This is a genomic window from Schaedlerella sp. (genome assembly GCF_056796775.1).
In genome coordinates, this window is sequence record NZ_JBQIKP010000005.1 from 33,657 (window position 1) to 54,965 (window position 21,309).

Here is a 21,309-nt window from a genome sequence, read left to right on the forward strand (position 1 = left end):
ATCCTCCCATAACGATCCATCTTCCAGTATCTTACGGATGAATACAGCGGATCCCCACGGATGGTCCTTTTCCAATATGAAAGGACCAGGGGTGGCTACCATCCGGCAGAAATCCTGGGGGATGAATTCCGTGGCTATCTGACCTGTGATGGATACCAGGCTTACCACAGCCTTCCGGAGCAGATCACCGTGACAGGGTGCATGGCACATGCAAGACGGCGTTTTGATGAAGCCCTTACCCCTTTAAAAAAGGGCTTTACCAAAGAACAGCTGAAAGAAACAACTGCATACCAGGCAATGGCACGGATCGGCTTTAAATCAGGAAAAATACCTCAAAGCCTATCTGGAAGACGGACATCTGAGTATCGATAACTCGGCAGCGGAGAGGGCGATCAAGAACTTTGCCATTGGCCGCCGCAACTGGCTGTTCTCTAAAAGCATCAAAGGCGCGGAGGCCAGCGCGACCGTATACAGCATCACGGAGACGGCGTTACTGAAGGGGCTTAAGCCATATGACTATGTGGCTTACATACTGGAACGTATGAAAGATCTGGGGCCATTCCCGTCAAAAGAAGATCTCCAGCAACTATTACCATGGTCAGAATCCATACCGGAGTCCTGTCGTACAAATCGTCCAGGTGCGTCCACTTAGCAGAAACTGCTGGGTGGATTTTTTGCATAAAATCCGCGAAAAACATATGGTTCTACGCTCTTTAACAATGGAGTTGACTTAAGCGCTGTTAAAGATATGCTAGGACATGCAGACGAGGCAACAACTTTGAAATACTATATTTTCAGCAATTCTGACGAAAAAGAAAGGGAAGAAAAAGTGTTGAGTGCTTTGCGGGGAAACACAACATATAGTGAAAAACCTGCTGAGAGCGTGAGACAACGTGAGATAAATATTATACAATTTCCAGCAGATAAAAAAAGAAAGCCTCTAGTAATTAAAGGCTTTCCAGTCTTTTAAATGAATGCGGAAGATGGGACTTGAACCCACACAGCTCGAAAGCTACAAGATCCTTAGTCTTGCTCGTCTGCCAATTCCGACACTTCCGCATTCGTGATCCTAACGCTACGTCAAATCACAAGACACATCATACTATTTTCTGCAAAAAATGTCAACCCGTTTTTTTTAATATTTTTTATTTATCCAATTGATTTATTTTATTTTTTTACCATAATCCGGAAACTCTGAAGGGAAGTAATATCTTACATTATATTCGGGTAGCATAAGAAAAGATATTCGATAAAATAAAAAAGAGTAGTATGGAGGGCTTAAGTTATGGTGCGAAATCGGGTAAAAGAACTGCGCAAGGAGAGAAGACTGCGTCAGGAGGAACTAGCAGGCAGGATCAATATTTCACAGCAGACGGTCAGCCGGATTGAAAACGGGGATAACGCGCTTGCGGCGGATATACTGATGTCTCTGGCAAATTATTTTGGTGTGTCCGTTGATTATATTCTGTATCGGTCAGATTCACGAAGAGGGGCGGAAAACCAGACAGAATTTAATGAGATTCAGGAGAGGAACTATAACCTCTGCAGAAAGTATGAGCAGTTAAACCGCAAAAATCAGGAATTGATCTACAATCTGACGGAAGAACTGGGAAACGGACAGCGTTTCAAGGAGGAGCTACTGAGCAGGAAAAAGGAAAAGCAAAAATAGAATGAGCAGGTTTTTGCGGAAAAATATGGAAGGCCATATGGATAGTAACAGTTCGGCTTGGCATGGAAAGGATTCCAGGTCGAACTGTTACTATTTTTGTGCGTTTTTGGTAATTATTGTTTGATTATGTATAGGCTTTTTGTTAAAATAAGACCATACTATTAACGTAAGAAAGGATTGGAGGAAAAAGAAATGAAAAAACCGGTATTAGTGATCATGGCTGCGGGAATGGGAAGCCGCTACGGCGGGTTGAAGCAGATTGACCCGGTGGACGATCAGGGACACATTATCATGGATTTTTCCATATATGATGCGAAGCTGGCGGGCTTTGAAAAGGTGGTATTTATCATCAAGGAGGAAAATGAAAAGGACTTCCGTGAGGCCATTGGAAGCCGGGTGGAGCAGTATATGGAGACTTCCTATGCGTTTCAGCGGATCCAGGACATCCCGGAGGGCTTTGCCGTACCGGAGGGCCGCGCGAAACCATGGGGGACGGCACATGCGGTTCTGAGTGCTGTTCACGAGATCGACGGGCCTTTCGCGGTCATCAATGCAGACGACTATTATGGAAGAGACGCATTCCAGAAGATTTACGGCTACCTTTCTGCTCACGAGGATGATGAGAAATACCGCTACACCATGGTGGGCTATGAGTTGAGGAATACGGTGACCGACAATGGACATGTGGCGCGGGGCATCTGTGAGGTCAATGATGCCGGAGAGCTCACAGCCGTTACAGAGAGAACCCGGATCGAAAAGAGGGAGGGCGGCATTGCCTATACGGAGGATAACGGGGCTACCTGGGTGCCGATTCCAGGCGAGACGCTGGTTTCCATGAATATGTGGGGATTTACGAGAAGCATCCTGGATGAGATCCAGGCAGGATTCCCGGCATTTCTGGAAAAGGGCCTTCGGGAAAACCCGCTCAAATGCGAGTATTTTCTCCCCAGTGTAGTCAGCGGACTGGTGGAGCAGGACCGGGCATCCGTAGCAGTCCTTTCCTCTGCGGACAAGTGGTATGGCGTAACATATAAAGAAGATAAGCCGGTTGTAGTTGCGGCGATGCAGAGACTGAAAGCGGAAGGCTTCTATCCGGAAGATTTATGGGAGGATTGACGATGAGGAAAGAAAATGATAAGGGAAAAACAGACGCGATCAATAATTTCAGCTCCCGCGGGAACCTGGTCTCTGTGGAGCCATATGGCAGCGGGCACATTAACGATACCTACCTGCTTATATATGATGATCCGGAAAAGGGGCAGTATAAAAAGATCCTGCAGCATATGAACCGGCAGATCTTTACCAGGCCCATAGAGCTGATGGAAAATATCATGAACGTGACGACCTATCTGCGAGAGCGGATCCTGGAGAAGGGCGGAGATCCGGAGCGGGAAACGCTGAATGTGATTCCGGCTTTGGACGGAAAGCCATACTACATAGACTCGGAAGGAGAATACTGGCGGGCATATCAGTTCATCACCGGAGCGTCCTGCTACGATCAGGTGAAAAAGCCGGAGAACTTTTACCAGAGCGCTTTTTCCTTCGGCAATTTCCAGAGGATGCTGGCAGATTATCCGGCAGATACCCTGCATGAGACCATACAGGGGTTCCACGATACAAAATCCAGGTTTGCGGCATTTCGGCGGGCCGTGGAGGCAGATGTCTGCGGCAGGGCAGAGTCCGTCAGGAAGGAGATTGATTTTGCCTTTGCGCATGAGGAAATGACTGGTGTGCTGGGAGGGATGCTCGAGAGGAAGGAGATGCCTCTTCGGGTAACCCACAATGATACGAAGCTGAACAATATCATGATCGACGATGCCACGGGAAAGGGAATCTGCGTGATTGACCTGGATACCGTGATGCCCGGGCTTGCGGTCAATGACTTCGGGGATTCCATCCGCTTTGGGGCCAGCACGGCGGCAGAGGATGAGACGGATCTGGACAAGGTGGAATGTGATATGGAGTTATTCGAGCTGTACACAAAAGGCTTTGTCGAGGGATGCGCGGGCAGTCTTACAGCGAAGGAGTTGGAGATGCTTCCCATGGGGGCAAAGGTGATGACCTTCGAGTGCGGGATCCGTTTTCTGGCGGATTATCTGGAGGGAGATGTCTATTTCAAGATCCACAGAGAGGGGCATAATCTGGACCGCTGCAGGACACAGTTCAAGCTGGTAGAGGATATGGAAAAAAAGTGGGATATTATGAACGAAATTGTCAGAAAATATAGCTGATCAGAAACAAATACGATTGACAAAGCAACAACAGCAAAAAACAAAAAAATACGGGAGGAAAAGAAAATGCTGGAAAAAGTGGATTTGTCGAAGGAAATGTCAAAAGAAGAATACAAGGATAAAATGCCGCTTCTGGAAAGCAGACTGGGAGAACTGCAGAGACAGTGCAAGAGCCTGAAGATCCCGGTGATGATCGTGTTCGAAGGTTTTGGCGCCGCAGGCAAGGGGCTGCAGATCGGGAAGCTAATTCAGAGTCTGGATCCGCGCGGGTTTGAGGTACATGCGATCCAGCGTGAATCAGAGGAGGAAAAGATGCATCCGTTCCTGTGGAGATTCTGGACAAAGACTCCGGCAAAGGGAAGGATTGCCGTATTTGACGGAAGCTGGTACAGGAAGGTCCTGATCGACCGTTTTGAAAAAAAGAACAAAAAGACGGAGCTTCCGGATGCCTTTCATTCGATCTGTTCCTTCGAGAAACAGCTGACGGACGATGGCTGCGTCCTGATTAAATTGTTTTTGGATATCAGCAAAAAGGAACAGAAAAAACGTTTCCAGAAGCTGAAAGAGAACAAGGAGACCGCATGGAGGGTCAGCAAAGGGGACCTGGAGAGGAACAAGCGCTTCGACGAATACCAGGCGATCATGGAAGAGATGCTGCAGAAGACGGACACGGATTATGCCCCGTGGATGATCGTGGAAGCCACGGATAAGCGTTTCGCGACGGTAAAGATCTATTCGGCGGTCATTAAGGCGCTGGCACAGCAGATCGAAAAGGTACAGCATAAAAAGGCAGAGGCCGATGCGGTGAAGGCGATCCGGTCCATGGAGGAAAACGTACAGGTATCGGCGGTGGCGGAGGAGGCCGCGAAAAATGTGAACGACCTTCAGGAGTCCATCCTCCGGAATGCGGACCTGACCTTAAGCTATACGAAGGAAGAGTATAAGAAGAAGCTGGAGAAGCTGCAGAAGAAAATGGAGCTCCTGCACGGGGAGCTGTACCGGAGGCGGATTCCGGTGATATTGGGATTTGAAGGCTGGGATGCCGGCGGCAAGGGCGGCGCCATCAAGCGTCTCACCGAGAAGATGGATCCCCGCGGATTTGTCGTGAATCCTACGGCTTCTCCCAATGATATTGAAAAAGCCCATCATTACCTGTGGCGGTTCTGGCGGGCAGTGCCCAAGGACGGGCACATCGCGATCTTCGACCGGACCTGGTACGGCCGCGTGATGGTGGAGCGGATTGAGGGCTTCTGTACGAAGCAGGAGTGGCAGCGGGCTTATAAGGAGATGAACGATATGGAAAAGGACTGGGCGGATGCGGGCGCTGTTGTCATGAAGTTCTGGATGCAGATCGATAAGGATGAGCAGGAGCGCCGCTTTAAGGCACGCCAGGAAAATCCGGAAAAGCAGTGGAAGATCACGGATGAGGACTGGCGCAACCGGGAAAAGTGGGATCAGTATGAGGATGCGGTCAACGAGATGCTGATCCGGACTTCCACGGAATACGCCCCCTGGATTGTGGTGGAAGGCAACTGCAAATATTATGCAAGGATCAAAGTTCTGGAAACTGTGGTGGACGCGATTGAAAAGCGTCTGAAAGGATAACCGGGAACTGTCGGCATAAGCTTACATTCAGGCCGGGAATTTCCTCTTTTGGAAAATTAGAGGAAATTCCCGACAGGTTTTGAATATAATATAATAGGGAGTTCAGGATTTGAAAGAGGCAGCGGATGATGACGATCAGAGAACAACTGGAAGAAAGGGAATTGGAGTACTTGAGTCCATACGCGTCCTTCAGCAGGGAGTCAAGAGGGAGGGAGCGCCCGGAGCAGGAATGTGACATACGCCCGGTGTTTCAGCGTGACCGGGACAGGATCCTGCACTGCAAGGCGTTCCGGCGGATGAAGCAGAAGACGCAGGTATTCTTACAGCCCAAAAGCGATCACTACCGTACCAGGCTGACACATACGCTGGAGGTGTCGCAGAATGCGCGTACGATTGCCAAGGCGCTTCGTTTAAATGAAGATCTGGTGGAAGCGATCGCCCTGGGGCATGACCTGGGACATACGCCTTTTGGGCATGCGGGGGAGAGGGCGCTGAATTCGGTGTATCATTTTGCGCATAATGAGCAGAGCGTCCGTGTTGTGGAGTATATTGAGAGACAGGGAAAAGGGCTGAATCTGACATGGGAGGTACGGGACGGCATTCTGAACCACAAGACGGCCGGTACGCCGCACACGCTGGAGGGGCAGGTGCTCCGCCTGTCAGATAAGATTGCCTATATCAACCATGATATCGATGACGCTGTGCGGGGCGGTATTTTAACAGAAGAGGAAATTCCGAAGGAAATCCGGAATACACTGGGGGATACCGGAAAACGCAGGCTGGATACCATGGTCCATGACGTGATCGTGCACAGCATGGACAGACCGGAGATCCTCATGTCCGAGGAAGTGGGGCAGGCCATGAAGGAGCTTCGGAAATTTATGTTTTATCATGTATACCTCAACCCCAAGGCAAAGGGGGAGGAGGATAAGGCAGTGGACCTGATCCACCGGCTGTATGAGTATTATCTTACACACCTGGAGCTGCTGCCTGAGCAGTTTCTTCATGCCATTGATCTTCCGGGAAACTGCCGGGAACAGATCGTGTGCGACTATATTGCCGGAATGACCGATAATTACGCGGTGAAGAAGTATGAGGAGTATTTTATGCCGGAAGCATGGTCGAAGTAGTTTTTTCGTGACTTTTTTCTTGAATTACAGGAAGGAAATTTATAAGTTTTGTCGAATATATAACATATAGGGAATTTTTTGGGAGGTCAGAATGTATTATTCGGAAGATTTGATCGAAGAAGTACGGATGAAAAATGATATCGTGGATGTGATTTCCGGATATGTGAAGCTGCAGAAAAAGGGCAGCTCCTATTTCGGTCTCTGTCCGTTTCATAATGAAAAGTCTCCGTCTTTTTCCGTCAGCAGGCAGAAGCAGATGTATTACTGCTTTGGCTGCGGCGCCGGAGGGAATGTCTTTACGTTTCTGATGGAATATGAGAATTATACATTTATCGAAGCTGTCGAATATCTGGCGGAGCGTTCCGGGGTGGAGCTTCCGAAGGCGGAGTACTCCAGGGAGGCGAAGGAGCGGGCCGGCTTAAAAGCCTCTTTGCTGGAGATCAATAAAGCGGCGGCGCAGTATTTTTATGTGCAGCTGAAGTCGGAGCAGGGAAAGGCCGGTTATACATATCTGAGGGAGCGCCGTCTGTCGGATGAGACCATCCGTGCATTCGGGCTGGGCTATTCCAATAAGTACAGCGATGACCTGTACCGTTATCTCCGGTCAAAGGGATATCCGGAGGAGATGATCCGCCAGGCTGGCCTCATCAGCATCGACGAAAAGCATGGTGTCTATGACAAGTTCTGGAACCGGGTCATGTTTCCGATCATGGATGTGAACAGCCGGGTGATCGGATTCGGGGGACGCGTCATGGGAGATGCGAAGCCCAAGTATCTGAATTCCCCGGAGACCCCCATTTTTGACAAGAGCCGGAATCTGTACGGGCTGAATCGTGCCAGGTCCTCGCGGAAGCCATATTTTCTGCTCTGTGAAGGCTATATGGATGTGATCGCGATGCATCAGGCCGGCTTCACCAATGCGGTGGCTTCCCTGGGGACCGCGCTGACCGCGGGGCATGCTTCCCTGATCCGGCGTTATGTCCAGGAGGTGTACCTGACCTATGACAGCGATGAGGCAGGGACGAAGGCAGCGCTCAGGGCAGTTCCGATCCTGAGAGAAGCAGGAATCTCTGCAAAGGTCATCCGGATGGATCCCTATAAAGACCCGGATGAATTTATCAAGAACCTGGGGGCGGAGGAATTTGAGCAGAGGATCGAGGGGGCAAAGAACGGGTTTATGTTCACCCTGGAGATCCTGGAGCGGGAGTATCATATGGACTCTCCGGAGGGCAAGACCGCGTTTTTCCAGGAGGCGGCAAGACGGCTGATCGGTTTCCAGGACGAGCTGGAACGGAATAATTACATAGAAGCGGTTGCAAAGGCCTATCGGATCAGCGAGGAGAGTCTGAAAAAGCTGGTGTCCAGGACCGCAGTCCGGGAAGGCATGGCAAAGCCGGTGGAACGTCCCAGGACGGCGCCGGGGCAGCCCCTTAAGAAGGAGGACGGCAGTCTTACGGCCCAGAAGGTGCTTCTTACGTGGATGATCGATGACAGCAGGCTGTTCGGCATCATCAGCAGACATATCAGCCCCGGGGATTTTACACAGTCTCAGTATCGCACGGTGGCGGAGCTTTTGTATGAGCAATACAGGGCAGGCAGTTTGAACCCGGCAAAGATCATCAACCATTTTACGGAGGAGGAAGAACATCGGGAGGCAGCCGCGCTTTTCAATACCCGGATCAGCAGGCTGACCACGCCGGAGGAAAAGGTACGTGCCATTAAGGATTCTCTCCTGCGGGTGAAGTCAAACAGCATTGATGTCCGGATGAAGAATCTGGAACCGACGGATATGGCGGGTCTGCAGCGGCTCATGGAAGAAAAAAGACGGCTTGGGGAATTGGAGAAACTGCATATTTCTTTAGAATAAGGATAAAATATAACAAGATAGCCTGGCGCTGTGCAGGCAGAGGAAGGAAGGACACATGGAAGAGAACACACAGAAATTTTTGGAGCGTTTAAGAGACCTGGTTGCTCTCGGCAAGAAAAAGAAGAGCATCCTGGAGATCCAGGAGATCAACGACTTTTTCCGTGACATGGAGCTCAATGCGGAACAGATGGACAAGGTATTTGAATACCTGGAATCCAACAATATTGATGTGCTCCGGATTAGCGGCAGTGACGATGATGTGGACATTGACATGGACGTGATCCTGTCCGAGGAAGAGGACGTGGATGTTGAGAACATTGATCTCTCGGTTCCGGATGGAGTCAGCATCGAAGATCCTGTGCGCATGTATCTGAAAGAGATCGGAAAAGTTCCTCTTTTGAGTGCCGAGCGTGAGATCGAGCTTGCCCAGCGGATGGAAGACGGGGATGAGGATGCCAAGAAGGAGCTGGCGGAGGCAAACCTGCGTCTGGTGGTCAGCATTGCCAAGAGGTATGTGGGCCGCGGAATGCTGTTTCTGGACCTGATCCAGGAGGGCAATCTGGGACTCATCAAGGCTGTGGAGAAGTTTGATTACCACAAGGGATATAAGTTCAGCACCTATGCCACATGGTGGATCCGTCAGGCGATCACCAGGGCCATCGCAGACCAGGCGAGGACGATCCGGATTCCGGTTCATATGGTGGAGACCATCAACAAGCTCATCCGTGTGTCCAGACAGCTCCTGCAGGAGCTGGGGCGTGAACCCACCCCGGAGGAGATCGCGAAGGAATTGGACATGCCGGTGGACCGTGTCAGGGAGATCCTGAAGATCTCTCAGGAGCCGGTTTCCCTGGAGACTCCCATCGGAGAAGAGGAAGACAGCCATCTTGGAGATTTTATCCAGGATGACAATGTACCGGTTCCCGCGGAGGCGGCGGCCCAGACCCTGCTCAAGGAGCAGTTGGACGAGGTGCTGGATACGCTGACCGAGAGGGAGCAGAAGGTGCTCCGGCTCCGGTTCGGCATGAACGATGGAAGGGCAAGGACGCTGGAAGAGGTAGGCAAGGAATTTGATGTGACCAGAGAGCGGATCCGTCAGATCGAGGCAAAAGCGCTGAGAAAGCTGCGTCATCCCAGCAGGAGCAGGAAGCTGCGGGATTACCTGGATTAAAAAGCCTTGCCCGGATAAGAGACGGAATAAAAGCAGATTTTGAGGCGCGGCGCGGCGCGTGTCTGCCGGAAGTAAGAGACTGCCGGAGAAAATATGCGCGGGCGGCGGACCGCAGAGGATGGACAGATGGAATTATCAGACAGACTGCAGGCGGTCGCTTCCCTTGTGACTGCCGGGCATCGGGTTGCGGATATAGGTACGGATCACGCCTATATCCCGATCTACCTTTTGCGGAAAGGGATGGCCCCGTCGGCCATTGCCATGGATGTGAATGAAGGGCCGCTGAAAAAGGCAGAGGCGCATGTGAAAGAGAACGGCATGGAAGAGAAGATCCGGCTTCGGTTATCGGACGGTTTTGAGAAGCTGGAACCGTTTGAAGCGGATACCGCCGTGATTGCAGGAATGGGCGGGCCGCTGATGATCCGGATCCTGAGCGCGTATCCGGAGGTTACCCGGTCTCTGAAGGAACTGGTTCTCCAGCCCCAGTCCGAGATCGCAAAAGTCAGAGCCTTTCTTTTAGAGGAAGGTTTTTTGTTTATTCAGGAGGATATGGTAAAGGACGACGGAAAATATTATCCAATGATGAAGGCTGCGCCCCCCAAGGACGGCAGACGCGGCGGCCGGAGAAAAGGTGCGGAAAAAAGCCTGGAACCGGATAGGGCCTGCGTGTGGGACGAAACTGGGATCCGATACGGGAAGCTGCTTTTGGAAATGCGGCATCCGGTCCTCAGGGAATATCTGGACCGGGAATTGGAGATCCGGCAAAATATTCTGGCAGGGCTGCAGGGGCAGACCGGAGAGCGGATCCGGATCCGCAGGATGGAACTGAAAGAGGAGTTGGATTATATCCGGAAAGGGTTGGATTACTATGCAGTGTAAAGAGATTATGGATGTTATCGAAGAAGTGTACCCAAAGGAAGCGGCATTGGGATTTGACAATGTAGGCCTGCAGGCAGGAAGATCCGATCAGGAAGTGGCCCGGATCTATCTGGCGCTGGACGCCACGGAGGAAGTGATCCGGGCGGCAAAAGACTCCGGCGCGGATATGCTGATCACCCACCATCCGCTCATATTCAGCCCGTTAAAATCTGTGACTGATGAACAATTTGTGAGCCGGCGGATTCTGGAACTGATCCAAAGTGACATTTCCTATTATGCCATGCACACCAATTATGATGTGCTGGGAATGGCGGAACTTTCCGGGAGGATCCTGGGGCTGCGTGATCCGCGGGTTCTGGACGTGACTGCGGAGATTGGCGGAAGGGAAGAAGGGATTGGGCGCATCGGCAGTCTGGAAAAAAGCATGACGCTGCGGGAGTGCTGTGGGTATGTGAAGGAGCGGCTGGCACTGGATTTTGTGAAGGTATCCGGAAATCTGGACAGGGAGGTGCGGCGCCTTGCCGTTTCGCCCGGTTCCGGAAAAAGCGCCATTGCTCCCGCTATCGCAAAAGGGGCTGATGTGCTCGTGACAGGGGATATCGGCCACCATGACGGACTGGACGCGTGGGAGCAGGGACTTGCGGTGATCGACGCGGGGCACTACGGGACGGAATCTATTTTTATAGAGGATATGAAGCAATTCCTGGAAAAACGGCTGGACGGGGTGGAGATCCGGACTGCTCCGGCGGCGCATCTGTTTTCCATACAATAGGCAGAGGACGGAAAAGACTGATGAAAGGCAGGGATGGAATCTATGGATAAAAAAATGTATACGGTTACGATCGGAGAAGAAACCAGACAATATGCGGAAGGGACAACATACCGGGAGATTGCGGAGGAATTTCAGCATCTGTATCCGCATCCCATCGTTCTGGTGTATGTCAACAAGTATCAGCTCCAGGAATTGAATAAGCATCTGAAAAAGGACTGCGAGCTTGGATTTATCACGACGGCGCGCCATATCGGACATGAGACCTATAAGCGGAGTATGTGCCTTCTGCTGGTGAAGGCGGTACATAATGTAGGCGGATATGACAATGTGGAGCGGGTGCGGATCCATTTCTCCGTAAGCAAGGGCTACTACTGCACGGTGGAAGGAAACGTGACGGTGGACGAGGCATTTCTGGAAAAGGTGGATGCCAGGATGCGCGAGCTGATAGCGGAGCAGGTTCCGATCCAGAAGCGCTCCGTACATACCAACGATGCCATCGAACTGTTCCGCAGGCACAGAATGTATGATAAGGAGCACCTGTTTGAATACCGCAGGGTATCCAGGGTGAATATCTACAGCATCAAAAATTTTGAAGATTATTTTTACGGATATATGGTTCCGGATACCGGATATCTGAAATATTTTGCGCTTCATCTCTATGAGGACGGATTTGTGATCCAGATGCCCACCATGAATCAGCCGGATACGGTGCCGCCCTTCGAGCCTCACAGGAAGCTGTTTGAGGTACTCCGCGAATCCGTTGCCTGGGGGGACCAGCAGGGGATCGATACGGTGGGAATGCTCAACGATGCGGTGACAAAGGGCAACATGCAGGAAATGGTTTTGGTCCAGGAGGCGCATCAGGAGCGGAAGATTGCGGAGATCGCAAAGATGATCGCGGAACGGCCAGATGTAAAATTTGTTCTGATCGCAGGACCATCTTCCTCGGGAAAGACTACATTTTCCCATCGTCTGTCCATTCAGCTTCGGGTCAACGGGCTGGTGCCGCACCCGATCGCGGTAGACAACTTCTTTGTGGACCGGGAAAAAACGCCCCGGGACGCCAACGGGGAGTATGATTTTGAATGTCTGGAAGCCATTGATGTGGACCTGTTCAATCAGGATATGCAGGCATTGCTCAACGGCGAGGAGGTGTACCTTCCGGTCTTTGACTTCAAGTCCGGAAAGCAGAACCGCTCCACGAAGCCGAAGAAGCTCGGGGAGAATGATATCCTGGTCATTGAGGGCATACACTGTCTGAATCCCAAGCTGACGGAAATGCTGGACGATGCCAATAAGTTTAAGATCTATATCAGTGCATTGACGCAGCTGAATGTCGATGAGCATAACCGGATCCCGTCCACCGACGGGCGGCTGATCCGCCGGATCGTGCGGGACGCAAGAACCCGTGGAAATTCCGCCCAGAAGACTATCGCTATGTGGAGGTCGGTGAGAAGAGGGGAGGAGGCGAATATCTTTCCTTATCAGGAGGAAGCGGATGTGATGTTTAATTCCTCACTGCTCTATGAGCTGGCGGTGCTCAAGCAGTATGTGGAGCCCCGGCTGTTCGGCGTGGAGAAGGACAGCGCGGAATATGCGGAGGCGAAGAGACTGCTGAAGTTTTTTGATTACTTTGTGGGGATCGAAAGCGATTTTGTGCCGGCGAAATCCTTGCTGAGAGAATTTATCGGCGGGGGATGCTTCCAGCTATAAAGTACATAAAAAACAGGCTTTTGCAAGTAAAATCGCAAAAGCCTGTTTTTTTATGTTGACTTTTGACTTAGTATATGTATAATTGATTATGGTAAATAAAAAGTTTAGTAATCCTAAGGAACTGTACAAATAAAAAGGAAGTCGGAGACTATGAGTATTGAAGAAAAGATCGGCATGAAAATCCGTAATCTGCGCAATCAGAACGGCCTGACACAGGAAGAGCTGGCGGACCGGACAGAGCTGACGAAGGGGTTCATCTCCCAGCTGGAGCGAGGGCTGACGGCGCCTTCGGTATCTACCCTTCTGGATATCGTGGAATGCCTGGGAACGAATCTTTCGGATTTTTTCCATGATGAGGATGACCTGCAGATCGTATTTCCAAAAGAGGATTATTTTGAGAAGGAAGACGAGGACGGCAACAGCATCACCTGGCTGATCGCGACGGCGCAGAGCAGGAGTCTGGAGCCGATCCTGGTACGGCTCCAGCCGGGACAGTCCATGCCGGTTGACAAACCCCACGAGGGGGAGGAATTCGGCTACGTGCTGGACGGCAAGATCCAGGTACATTACGGAGATGAAAAGTATACGGTACGGAAAGGCGATTCCTTTATCTTTCCGGCTAACAGAAAACACAGGATAAGTTCGGCTTGTAAAAAGGTTTCGTCCATTCTATGGATCAGCAGCCCCCCAAGCTTTTAAGGAGGATGTCAATGAAGGATGTGATACTGCAGCTGGATTCCGTCAGCAAATCATTTGATGGGAAACAGATCTTGAACCACCTGGATCTGGAGATCGGGCGGAATGAATTTATTACACTTTTGGGGCCTTCCGGATGTGGGAAGTCTACGACCCTGCGTATTATCGGCGGATTTGAGAAGCCGGATGAGGGGCGGGTTTTATTTGAGGGAAAGGAGATCACCGGACTTTCTCCGGATAAACGGAATGTGAATACGGTCTTTCAGAAATATTCCCTGTTTCCTCATATGGACGTGGCGGAAAATATTGCCTTTGGGTTAAAGCTGAAAAAGAAGACCCAGCAGTATATCAAGGATAAGATCCGCTATGCCTTAAAGCTGGTCAATATGGACGGCTATGAGACCCGGATGCCGGATTCCCTAAGCGGAGGGCAGCAGCAGCGGGTGGCGATCGCAAGGGCCATCGTGAATGAGCCGAAGATCCTGCTTTTGGATGAACCTCTGGGGGCGCTGGATCTGAAGCTGCGCCATGGCATGCAGAGGGAGCTGATCAAGATCAAGCAGGAGGTGGGGATCACCTTTGTCTATGTGACCCACGACCAGGAGGAAGCGTTGACCATGTCGGACCGCATCGTTGTCATGAACAAAGGGATCATCCAGCAGATGGGAACCTCCAAAAGCATTTACGATGAACCGCAGAACGCGTTTGTGGCAGACTTTATCGGGGACAGCAATATCATCGACGGGATCATGAAAGAGGACTGCCTCGTACAGATCCAGAATGTGCCGATCCCCTGTGTGGATACCGGGTTTGCCAGGGATGAGCTGGTGGATGTGGTCATTCGTCCAGAAGATCTGGTGATCGTGAAGGAGGAGGACGGGTATCTCAAAGGGATGGTCGTTTCCATCATATTCAAGGGGGCATTTTACGAGATCAAGGTGCGCGCCTGGGAATATGACTGGATCGTCCAGAGCGTCAATCCGGCCCAGATCGGCTCTGTGGTGGGGATGACGATCCTGCCGGACAACATCCAGATCATGCATAAGCCCCATTCCGAGGATGCGGAGGCCGTGCGGGAGGATGCGTAGAACAGACCGCCGGGGATATCCGAATAGACATATAAAAAATTGTCCAGGCAGCTCTGGATCCTATACGAGCTGCTGGAAGGCGGTTATGTCTGAGGCAAGTGGAAAAAGAGGAAGCAGGAGGTTGTGATAAGATGATAAATCGTGCAAAATCCGTAAACAGGCGGACATGGTTGTCCTCCCCCTACATTGTATGGGTCATCGGCTTTACCGTGATCCCTCTGGGGGTGATTTTTAAATATGCGTTGACCAGCCGGGAGAGTGGATTCTCCCTGGAAAATATCGTTGCCATTTTTGACCCGATCCATCTAAAGGCAATGGTCTTTTCGCTGGAGATCGCCATTGGGTGTACCCTGATCTGCATCCTGTTATCCTATCCGCTCGTGCTGGCCCTGAGATACTTAGGCATGGGAAGACAGGGATTTACCATGTTTATCCTGATCCTTCCGATGTGGATGAACTTCATCCTGCGGATCCTGGCATGGCAGATGATCCTGTCCAACAACGGGATCCTGAATTTTCTGCTGACGAAGCTGGGGCTTGATGCTCTGCCGCTGGCCAATACGGGGACGGCCATTATGATCGGGGTGGTGTATGACTATCTTCCCTATATGGTGCTCCCCATCTTCAACGCAGTGGCGGAGATCGATGAGGATATCATGGAGGCGGCAAGGGATTTGGGAGCCAACGGCTTTACGGTATTCCGGAAGATCATCTTTCCGCTGTCCATACCGGGACTCTTAAGCGGGATCGTGATGGTATTTGTTCCGTCCATGACGTCCTTCGTGATCTCGGATATCCTGGGCGGAGGAAAGCTGCAGCTGATCGGAAACATCATCGAACAGGAATTTACAAAGAGCTCCAACTGGAATCTGGGATCCGGACTGTCGGTTTCCCTGATGATCTTTGTCCTGATCAGCATGGCATTTACTACGAAAAATGATGTGGAAGGAAAGGGGTCGGCAATATGGTAGAAAAGCTGAAAGGATTTCTGAGCCGGTTTTACATCGGCCTGATCATTTTGTTTTTATATGCGCCGATCCTGGTGCTGGTCATGCTGTCCTTCAATAATTCCAGGTCCCGGGTGACCTGGGGCGGTTTTACACTGCAGTGGTATGGGAAATTATTTTCCAACGGGCAGATCATGGAGGCGCTTGTGACAACACTGGTGCTGGCGACAGCCTCGGCGCTGATCGCGACGGTGATCGGTGTATTGGGCGCTCTGGGGATCCATGCCATGCGACAGAAAAATTATCAGATCATGATGATCTGCACCAATATCCCGCTGCTGAACGCGGACATCGTGACCGGGATCGCGCTGATGCTCTGGTTCGTGCATTTTATCCCACTGGGGTTCGGCAGCGTGCTTTTGGCGCATATTACCTTTAATATCCCCTATGTGATCCTGAGCGTCATGCCGAAGATCCGGCAGATGAATGTGAGCCTCTATGAGGCGGCCCGGGATCTGGGGGCCAATGCGGTGTATGCCTTTTTCAAGGTCATTCTGCCCCAGCTGGCCAGCGGAATCGTGGCCGGATTTTTCATGGCATTTACCATGTCCATGGATGACTTCGTGATCACATATTTTACGAAGGGGGCCGGGGTCAATACACTGTCCACCATGATCTACGGAGAGATCCGAAAAGGGATCAAGCCGGAGATGTATGCGCTGTCTACGATGATCTTTGTGTTTGTTTTTGTGGTGCTTCTGGCGGCCAATTACTGGCCTGCCAAAAAGGCGGAGCTGCAGAAGCCGGTCAGTTATGAATCGTGAAAATGAAGGAAGAAGCGGCGGTTCGTCTTAGGGAGTTTTCAGATTTTGCGGGATCTGATAAGATTTTAATTTTAGAAAGGATATGGGAAATGAAAAAGAGAGTGAGCTATGTTTGTCTGGCCGGCCTTCTGGCCTGCTCCATGCTGTCTGTGACAGGCTGCGGAAGCAAAGAGGGAGGAAAGGGGAGCCTTACGGTATTCAGCTATGGGGAATATATGGATCCGGATGTATTGGATCAGTTTACCGAGGAAACCGGGATCGAGATCAAATATGAAGAATCTTTGACGCCGGAGGAGATGTATACCAAGTACAAATCTGGAGCAATCAAGTATGATCTGCTCTGTTCCACGGACTATATGCTCCAGAAGTTTATAGACGAAGGAGAGCTTCAGAAAATTGATCGGGGCGCGATGGAAAACAGCGGCAATATCGGTGACAAATATTGGAAGCTTGCTGCGGCATTTGACCCGGAGAATGCATACACGGTTCCTTACTTCTGGGGGACGCTGGGGATTCTTTATGATACGACCAGGGTTTCGGAGCCGGTGGACAGCTGGGATGTGCTGTTCAACGGAGACTATGCCGGGGAGGTTATCATGCAGAACAGTATGCGGGATACCTATATGGCGGCATTGAAGTACCTTGGATATTCGTTAAATTCCAACAATGAAAATGAGATTCGGGAGGCCCAGGAGCTGCTGCTGAAGCAGAAGCCGGATGTGCAGGCTTATCTGGTGGATGAGGCCAGGGATGAAGTGGTAGCCGGAAACGCGGTGATGGCGATCGTGTATTCCGGAGAGGCCTATCTGGGACATCAGTACAATGAGAACCTGGCCTATGTGATCCCGAAGGAGGGATCGAATGTCTGGCTGGATGCCTGGTGTGTGACGAAGCACTGTGAGGATCTGGACGCGGCGCAGAAGTTCCTGGATTTTCTCTGCAGGGAGGATATCGCGAAGAAGAACTTTGAATATATTTATTATTCGACCCCCAATGAAGCGGTCGTGGAGAGCCTGTCGGAGGAGGAACGCGCGGATGAGGCATTGGTCCCCGCGGAGAACGCGACGGACAATTGTGAGGTGAGCCTGCAGTTAGAGCCGGAGAGCAATGATCTGATGAATGAGCTTTGGAAGGAATTGAAGGCGGATTAAACAGAGTGCAGCCCTGAGGGGGAGTGAACGGCTTGGGCCGGCGTCCCCTCAGGGCTGCATATTTCAGGTATATATTTTTTTCAGATGCTCCATTCTGCTGCCCATATTCTGCAGCAGCAGGTCCGCAAGAGTCAGCGCGGCCATGGATTCCACTACGACCACGGCCCGGGGTACGATGATCGGATCATGCCGTCCGTGGATGACAAGTTCCGTATCTTCCCCGTTTTCTGTAACTGTCTGCTGGGGCTGGGCGATCGAGGGGGTGGGCTTTACGGATGCCCGCAGCACCAGCGTATCCCCATCACTCATCCCGCCCAGGACTCCGCCTGCATGATTTGTCTTTTTCCTCACGGTGCCGTCTTCCATATAGAAGGGATCATTGTTCTGGCTTCCATTCAAATGCGCGGCTTTGATCCCGTCTCCGAATTCCACGGCCTTGACTGCGCCGATGGAGAGGATTGCCCTTCCCAGGCAGGCATCCAGCTTGTCAAAAACTGGTTCCCCGATCCCGACAGGAAGCCCGGTGACCCGGCACTCGATCACCCCGCCGCAGGAGTCCAGGTTCTTTATCATAGATTCCAAATAGGAGGCAGCCTCATCCGCCCGCTGATTGTTGGGCATGTACAGCTTATTCTGAAAAATCTCTTCGAACCGATATTCCTCTTCCGGAACTTCTACAGGTCCTATGGCCTTGGCATAGGCCGTCAGTTCGATTCCCAATTCCCTTAAAATTTGGGAAGCTACCGCGCCACCGGCCACCCGTCCGATGGTTTCACGTCCGGAGGAACGCCCACCGCCCCGGTAATCCCGGAAGCCGTATTTTTGCGTATAAGTGTAGTCGGCGTGTCCCGGACGGTATACGGAAGCAATATTTCCATAATCCCGGGAACGCTGGTCCTGGTTGCGCACCAGCAGGGAGATCGGCGTCCCCGTCGTCCGTCCCTCAAATGTGCCGGAGAGGATCTCGACCTGGTCGCCTTCCTGACGCTTGGTCGTGAACCTGCTCTGTCCCGGCTTCCTCCGATCCAGAAAAGCCTGGATATCGGAGCCTTCCAGAGGGAGTCCGGCCGGACAGCCGTCGATCACGGCGCCGATGGCGGCACCATGGGATTCCCCCCAGGTTGTAATGCGGAATATATTTCCAAATGTTGAACCACTCATGTAAAAATCTCCTTTCGATGATAGATAGGATACCCATATTATATAGGAATAAAACGTATGGCGCAATCACAAATCTCAGTGAGATTGCAACGGTTATGGATTATGAAATTTTTAAAAAATGCAATTAAGGAGATTTGTGCTGTACATTCCCGGCCTTTCGTTATATAATAAAATTTGGATGTCTATAGGTAGATGATTCCAGTGTCTAAAATCCATCCACATTTCAGGAAGCAGATGGATGAAAAGTTGCTGTGAGTACCTCAGGTGAGAGCAGTAACTCATTTTTAAGGGAGAAGTATCAGATGAGCAAAAATGCCAAAGACCAGAATGATGATTCTTACTCAGGAGAAGAGATAAATTATGCGGATTACTATCTGGATGATGAAGATGATTATCTGGATGAAGATGAGGACATAAACACGAGCTTCAATGAAAACAAAAGGGAAGATCCGGCACGGGTGGAAAAAAATACGTCGATGCCAGACAATAAAAGCCGCTTGTCAGAAAACGATCCGGCAGGCGCGGATGAGAGCAGGAAGAAAACAGACATTCAATATCAGACATCAGGAAGCAAAGAATGGAATTCGGAGGTTCGGGATCAGGAAGATATGAAAAAAGAAAGCGCAAAGAATTCAGACAAAATGAGAAATGATCCAGGAAAAAAGGATACTGGAAATAAAAAGACCAGCCAGGAAAAAACCGGAGCGCAGAAGAATGGTGCCGGAAAATCTGAAGCGCAAAAGGCCAGTACCGGAAAAACCGGAGCGCAGAATACCGGTACCGGAACACAGAAGAGCAGCACAGGAAAAAACGACGCGCCAAAAACCAACCCGGGAAAGAGCGGTCCCCAGAAGGACGCCGCGCGAAAGACCGGAGCATCCAAAGGAACCGCAGGAAAATCCGGCCCACAAAAAAGCGGAGCCGGAAGACAGGGCGCAAAACGGAATTCCGGCAATCCTGCCAAGTCATCAGGCGCAGGGAGGAGACCAAAAAAGTCTGGAGTTCCCATTCCTTTGCTTGCGGCCGGCGTGTTCGTCGGTGTGCTTGCGGCGGCCTATATCGGAGTCTCCGTATATTTTACGAGTCATTTCTATATGAATACGGAGATCAACGGCCATGATTTTTCTATGAAGACGGCGGCAGACGTGAAGGAATACATAGAACAGCAGGTGCAGGGCTACAGTCTGACGATCCTGGAAAAGGACAATAAGACAGACAGCATCAGCGGGGAAGAGATTTCTCTGAAATACAATGAGAATAAGGACATTGAAAATGTTTTAAAAAAGCAGAACGCGTTTCTTTGGCCACAGGCATTTTTTGTGAAAAATTCCTCCAAGGCTACGGTGGATGTGTCCTATGACCGGGATGCGCTGGAGGATAAGATCAGCAGGCTCCAGGCGGTTAAGGCGGAGCAGATCCCGCCCACGTCTGCATATCCTAGGTTTGACGGTACGGAATATGTGGTGGAGCCGGAAGTGACGGGAACAGAGGTGAATCAGGAGCTTCTCCGTGAAAAGATCCATCAGTATATCTCGGAATTTCAGCCGGAGCTGGACATGGTAGGAGAGAACTGCTATGCCCTGCCTAAGTATACGTCGGAATCCGGAGATGTGAAGGCTGCATGCAATGAGATGAACCAGTATCTCAAGGCAAGCATCACGTACTCTATGGATCAGCCGGTGGTGGTAGACAAGACACTGATTTCCGAATGGGTGACAGCAGACGCGGAGATGAAGGTGACTTTCAATGAGGGAGCCGTCCGGGAATGGCTGAGAGAGTTCGGGAAGCAGTACGATACAGTGGGCAAGACCAGGACGATCACCTCTCCCTGGGGGAAGACTGTAGAGGTGTCCGGAGGTACTTATGGATGGTCGGTAGACGAGGAAGCGGAATTTCCGGCGTTGGTCAACAGTATTAAGAATGGAGAAGTGGTGACAAGGGAGCCAATCTACGTGGATGGTCAAAGAGCGGCATCAAGGGGACCCCAGGATTGGGGCAGCACCTATGCGGAGGTGGACCTGTCCGGACAGCATATGTGGTTCATCGTAGACGGTGTGGTCGCCCTGGAGACAGATGTGGTAACTGGCGTTCCGACCCCGGCTAGAGAGACACCCAGCGGTGTGTACAGTATTCTGGATAAGGAGCTGAATTCTACATTGGTAGGCGAGATTGATCCGGCAACAGGGCAGCCGGAATACCGAACCCCGGTTGCCTACTGGATGCGGGTGACCTGGAGCGGGATCGGATTTCATGATGCAACCTGGCAGCCGGCGTTCGGCGGTTCCTTGTATGCCAGCGGCGCAGGCTCTCACGGATGTATCAATATGCCGCTTGATCAGGCTGGGGCTCTCTATAATATGCTGCCGGTCGGAACACCTGTGATCATTCATTATTAGTTCACGGCA

17 protein-coding genes, 1 tRNA gene and 2 pseudogenes are annotated in these 21,309 nt (G+C 51.1%); 18 read left to right on the forward strand and 2 right to left on the reverse strand.

Features of this window, described 5'->3' with window-relative positions; all coding sequences use genetic code 11:
* Positions 1 to 27 precede the first annotated feature (27 nt).
* Together ACTOY7_RS03960 and ACTOY7_RS03965 are read left to right on the forward strand one after the other, a co-directional pair.
* Positions 28 to 652 (forward strand): annotated as a pseudogene (locus ACTOY7_RS03960) (IS66 family transposase); the annotation flags it as partial.
* 48 nt (positions 653 to 700) lie between these two features.
* Positions 701 to 970: pseudogene (locus ACTOY7_RS03965) on the forward strand (hypothetical protein); the annotation flags it as partial.
* 5 nt (positions 971 to 975) lie between these two features.
* On the opposite strand, the gene ACTOY7_RS03970 reads toward ACTOY7_RS03965, so the two are convergent.
* Positions 976 to 1,059 (reverse strand) — tRNA-Leu (locus ACTOY7_RS03970).
* Positions 1,060 to 1,285: 226 nt separating this feature from the next.
* Here ACTOY7_RS03970 and ACTOY7_RS03975 point away from each other — a divergent pair.
* The 15 genes from ACTOY7_RS03975 to ACTOY7_RS04045 all read left to right on the forward strand — a co-directional run bounded on the left by ACTOY7_RS03975 (position 1,286) and on the right by ACTOY7_RS04045 (position 17,743).
* Positions 1,286 to 1,669: a helix-turn-helix domain-containing protein gene (locus ACTOY7_RS03975; protein WP_160280449.1), complete on the forward strand. Its 384-nt coding sequence runs from the start codon at positions 1,286 to 1,288 to the stop codon at positions 1,667 to 1,669.
* 192 nt (positions 1,670 to 1,861) lie between these two features.
* Positions 1,862 to 2,785: a nucleotidyltransferase family protein gene (locus ACTOY7_RS03980; protein ID WP_482670248.1), complete on the forward strand. Its 924-nt coding sequence runs from the start codon at positions 1,862 to 1,864 to the stop codon at positions 2,783 to 2,785.
* A 2-nt stretch (positions 2,786 to 2,787) separates the two neighbouring features.
* Entirely contained in the window at positions 2,788 to 3,900 is a 1,113-nt protein-coding gene (locus tag ACTOY7_RS03985; protein WP_160280447.1) for a phosphotransferase enzyme family protein, read from the forward strand.
* Between the two features lie 66 nt (positions 3,901 to 3,966).
* Positions 3,967 to 5,505 carry a polyphosphate:AMP phosphotransferase gene (pap, locus tag ACTOY7_RS03990; protein WP_482670249.1) on the forward strand — a complete coding sequence of 513 codons (1,539 nt, stop codon included), beginning with the start codon at positions 3,967 to 3,969 and terminating at the stop codon, positions 5,503 to 5,505.
* Between the two features lie 128 nt (positions 5,506 to 5,633).
* A complete protein-coding gene (locus ACTOY7_RS03995; protein WP_160280486.1) occupies positions 5,634 to 6,635 on the forward strand; it encodes a deoxyguanosinetriphosphate triphosphohydrolase in 1,002 nt (333 codons plus the stop codon).
* A gap of 91 nt (positions 6,636 to 6,726) precedes the next feature.
* Positions 6,727 to 8,502, forward strand: a complete 1,776-nt coding sequence (gene dnaG, locus ACTOY7_RS04000) for a DNA primase (protein WP_482670250.1) — start codon at positions 6,727 to 6,729, stop codon at positions 8,500 to 8,502.
* Positions 8,503 to 8,557: 55 nt separating this feature from the next.
* Positions 8,558 to 9,673 (forward strand): RNA polymerase sigma factor RpoD, encoded by a 1,116-nt coding sequence (gene rpoD, locus ACTOY7_RS04005; RefSeq protein WP_160280444.1) that lies wholly within the window; start codon positions 8,558 to 8,560, stop codon positions 9,671 to 9,673.
* 126 nt (positions 9,674 to 9,799) lie between these two features.
* Positions 9,800 to 10,552, forward strand: coding sequence for a tRNA (adenine(22)-N(1))-methyltransferase (locus ACTOY7_RS04010; protein WP_482670251.1), 753 nt, complete (start codon positions 9,800 to 9,802; stop codon positions 10,550 to 10,552).
* Positions 10,542 to 11,324: a Nif3-like dinuclear metal center hexameric protein gene (locus tag ACTOY7_RS04015; protein WP_482670252.1), complete on the forward strand. Its 783-nt coding sequence runs from the start codon at positions 10,542 to 10,544 to the stop codon at positions 11,322 to 11,324. Before ACTOY7_RS04010 ends, ACTOY7_RS04015 begins: the two co-directional genes overlap by 11 nt.
* A 42-nt stretch (positions 11,325 to 11,366) precedes the next feature.
* Complete coding sequence (locus ACTOY7_RS04020; protein ID WP_482670253.1) at positions 11,367 to 13,037, forward strand: uridine kinase family protein; 1,671 nt, start codon at positions 11,367 to 11,369, stop codon at positions 13,035 to 13,037.
* A 150-nt stretch (positions 13,038 to 13,187) separates the two neighbouring features.
* Positions 13,188 to 13,736, forward strand: a complete 549-nt coding sequence (locus ACTOY7_RS04025) for a helix-turn-helix domain-containing protein (RefSeq protein WP_160280434.1) — start codon at positions 13,188 to 13,190, stop codon at positions 13,734 to 13,736.
* Positions 13,737 to 13,747: 11 nt separating this feature from the next.
* A complete protein-coding gene (locus ACTOY7_RS04030; RefSeq protein WP_482670254.1) occupies positions 13,748 to 14,821 on the forward strand; it encodes an ABC transporter ATP-binding protein in 1,074 nt (357 codons plus the stop codon).
* 131 nt (positions 14,822 to 14,952) lie between these two features.
* On the forward strand, positions 14,953 to 15,792 hold the full coding sequence (locus ACTOY7_RS04035) for an ABC transporter permease (protein ID WP_482670255.1): 840 nt from the start codon (positions 14,953 to 14,955) through the stop codon (positions 15,790 to 15,792).
* Positions 15,786 to 16,592: an ABC transporter permease gene (locus tag ACTOY7_RS04040; RefSeq protein ID WP_160280432.1), complete on the forward strand. Its 807-nt coding sequence runs from the start codon at positions 15,786 to 15,788 to the stop codon at positions 16,590 to 16,592. The genes ACTOY7_RS04035 and ACTOY7_RS04040 overlap by 7 nt, the downstream gene beginning before the upstream one ends.
* 89 nt (positions 16,593 to 16,681) lie before the next feature.
* The gene (locus ACTOY7_RS04045) at positions 16,682 to 17,743 is read left to right on the forward strand and encodes an ABC transporter substrate-binding protein (protein ID WP_482670256.1); all 1,062 of its coding nucleotides are present in this window, start codon (positions 16,682 to 16,684) and stop codon (positions 17,741 to 17,743) included.
* Between the two features lie 63 nt (positions 17,744 to 17,806).
* Here ACTOY7_RS04045 and aroC read toward each other — a convergent pair whose 3' ends face one another.
* A complete protein-coding gene (gene aroC, locus ACTOY7_RS04050) occupies positions 17,807 to 18,904 on the reverse strand; it encodes a chorismate synthase (protein ID WP_482670257.1) in 1,098 nt (365 codons plus the stop codon).
* Between the two features lie 302 nt (positions 18,905 to 19,206).
* Between aroC and ACTOY7_RS04055 the strand changes: the two genes are divergently transcribed.
* Positions 19,207 to 21,300, forward strand: a complete 2,094-nt coding sequence (locus tag ACTOY7_RS04055; protein WP_482670258.1) for a L,D-transpeptidase family protein — start codon at positions 19,207 to 19,209, stop codon at positions 21,298 to 21,300.
* The last annotated feature ends 9 nt before the right edge of the window (positions 21,301 to 21,309 follow it).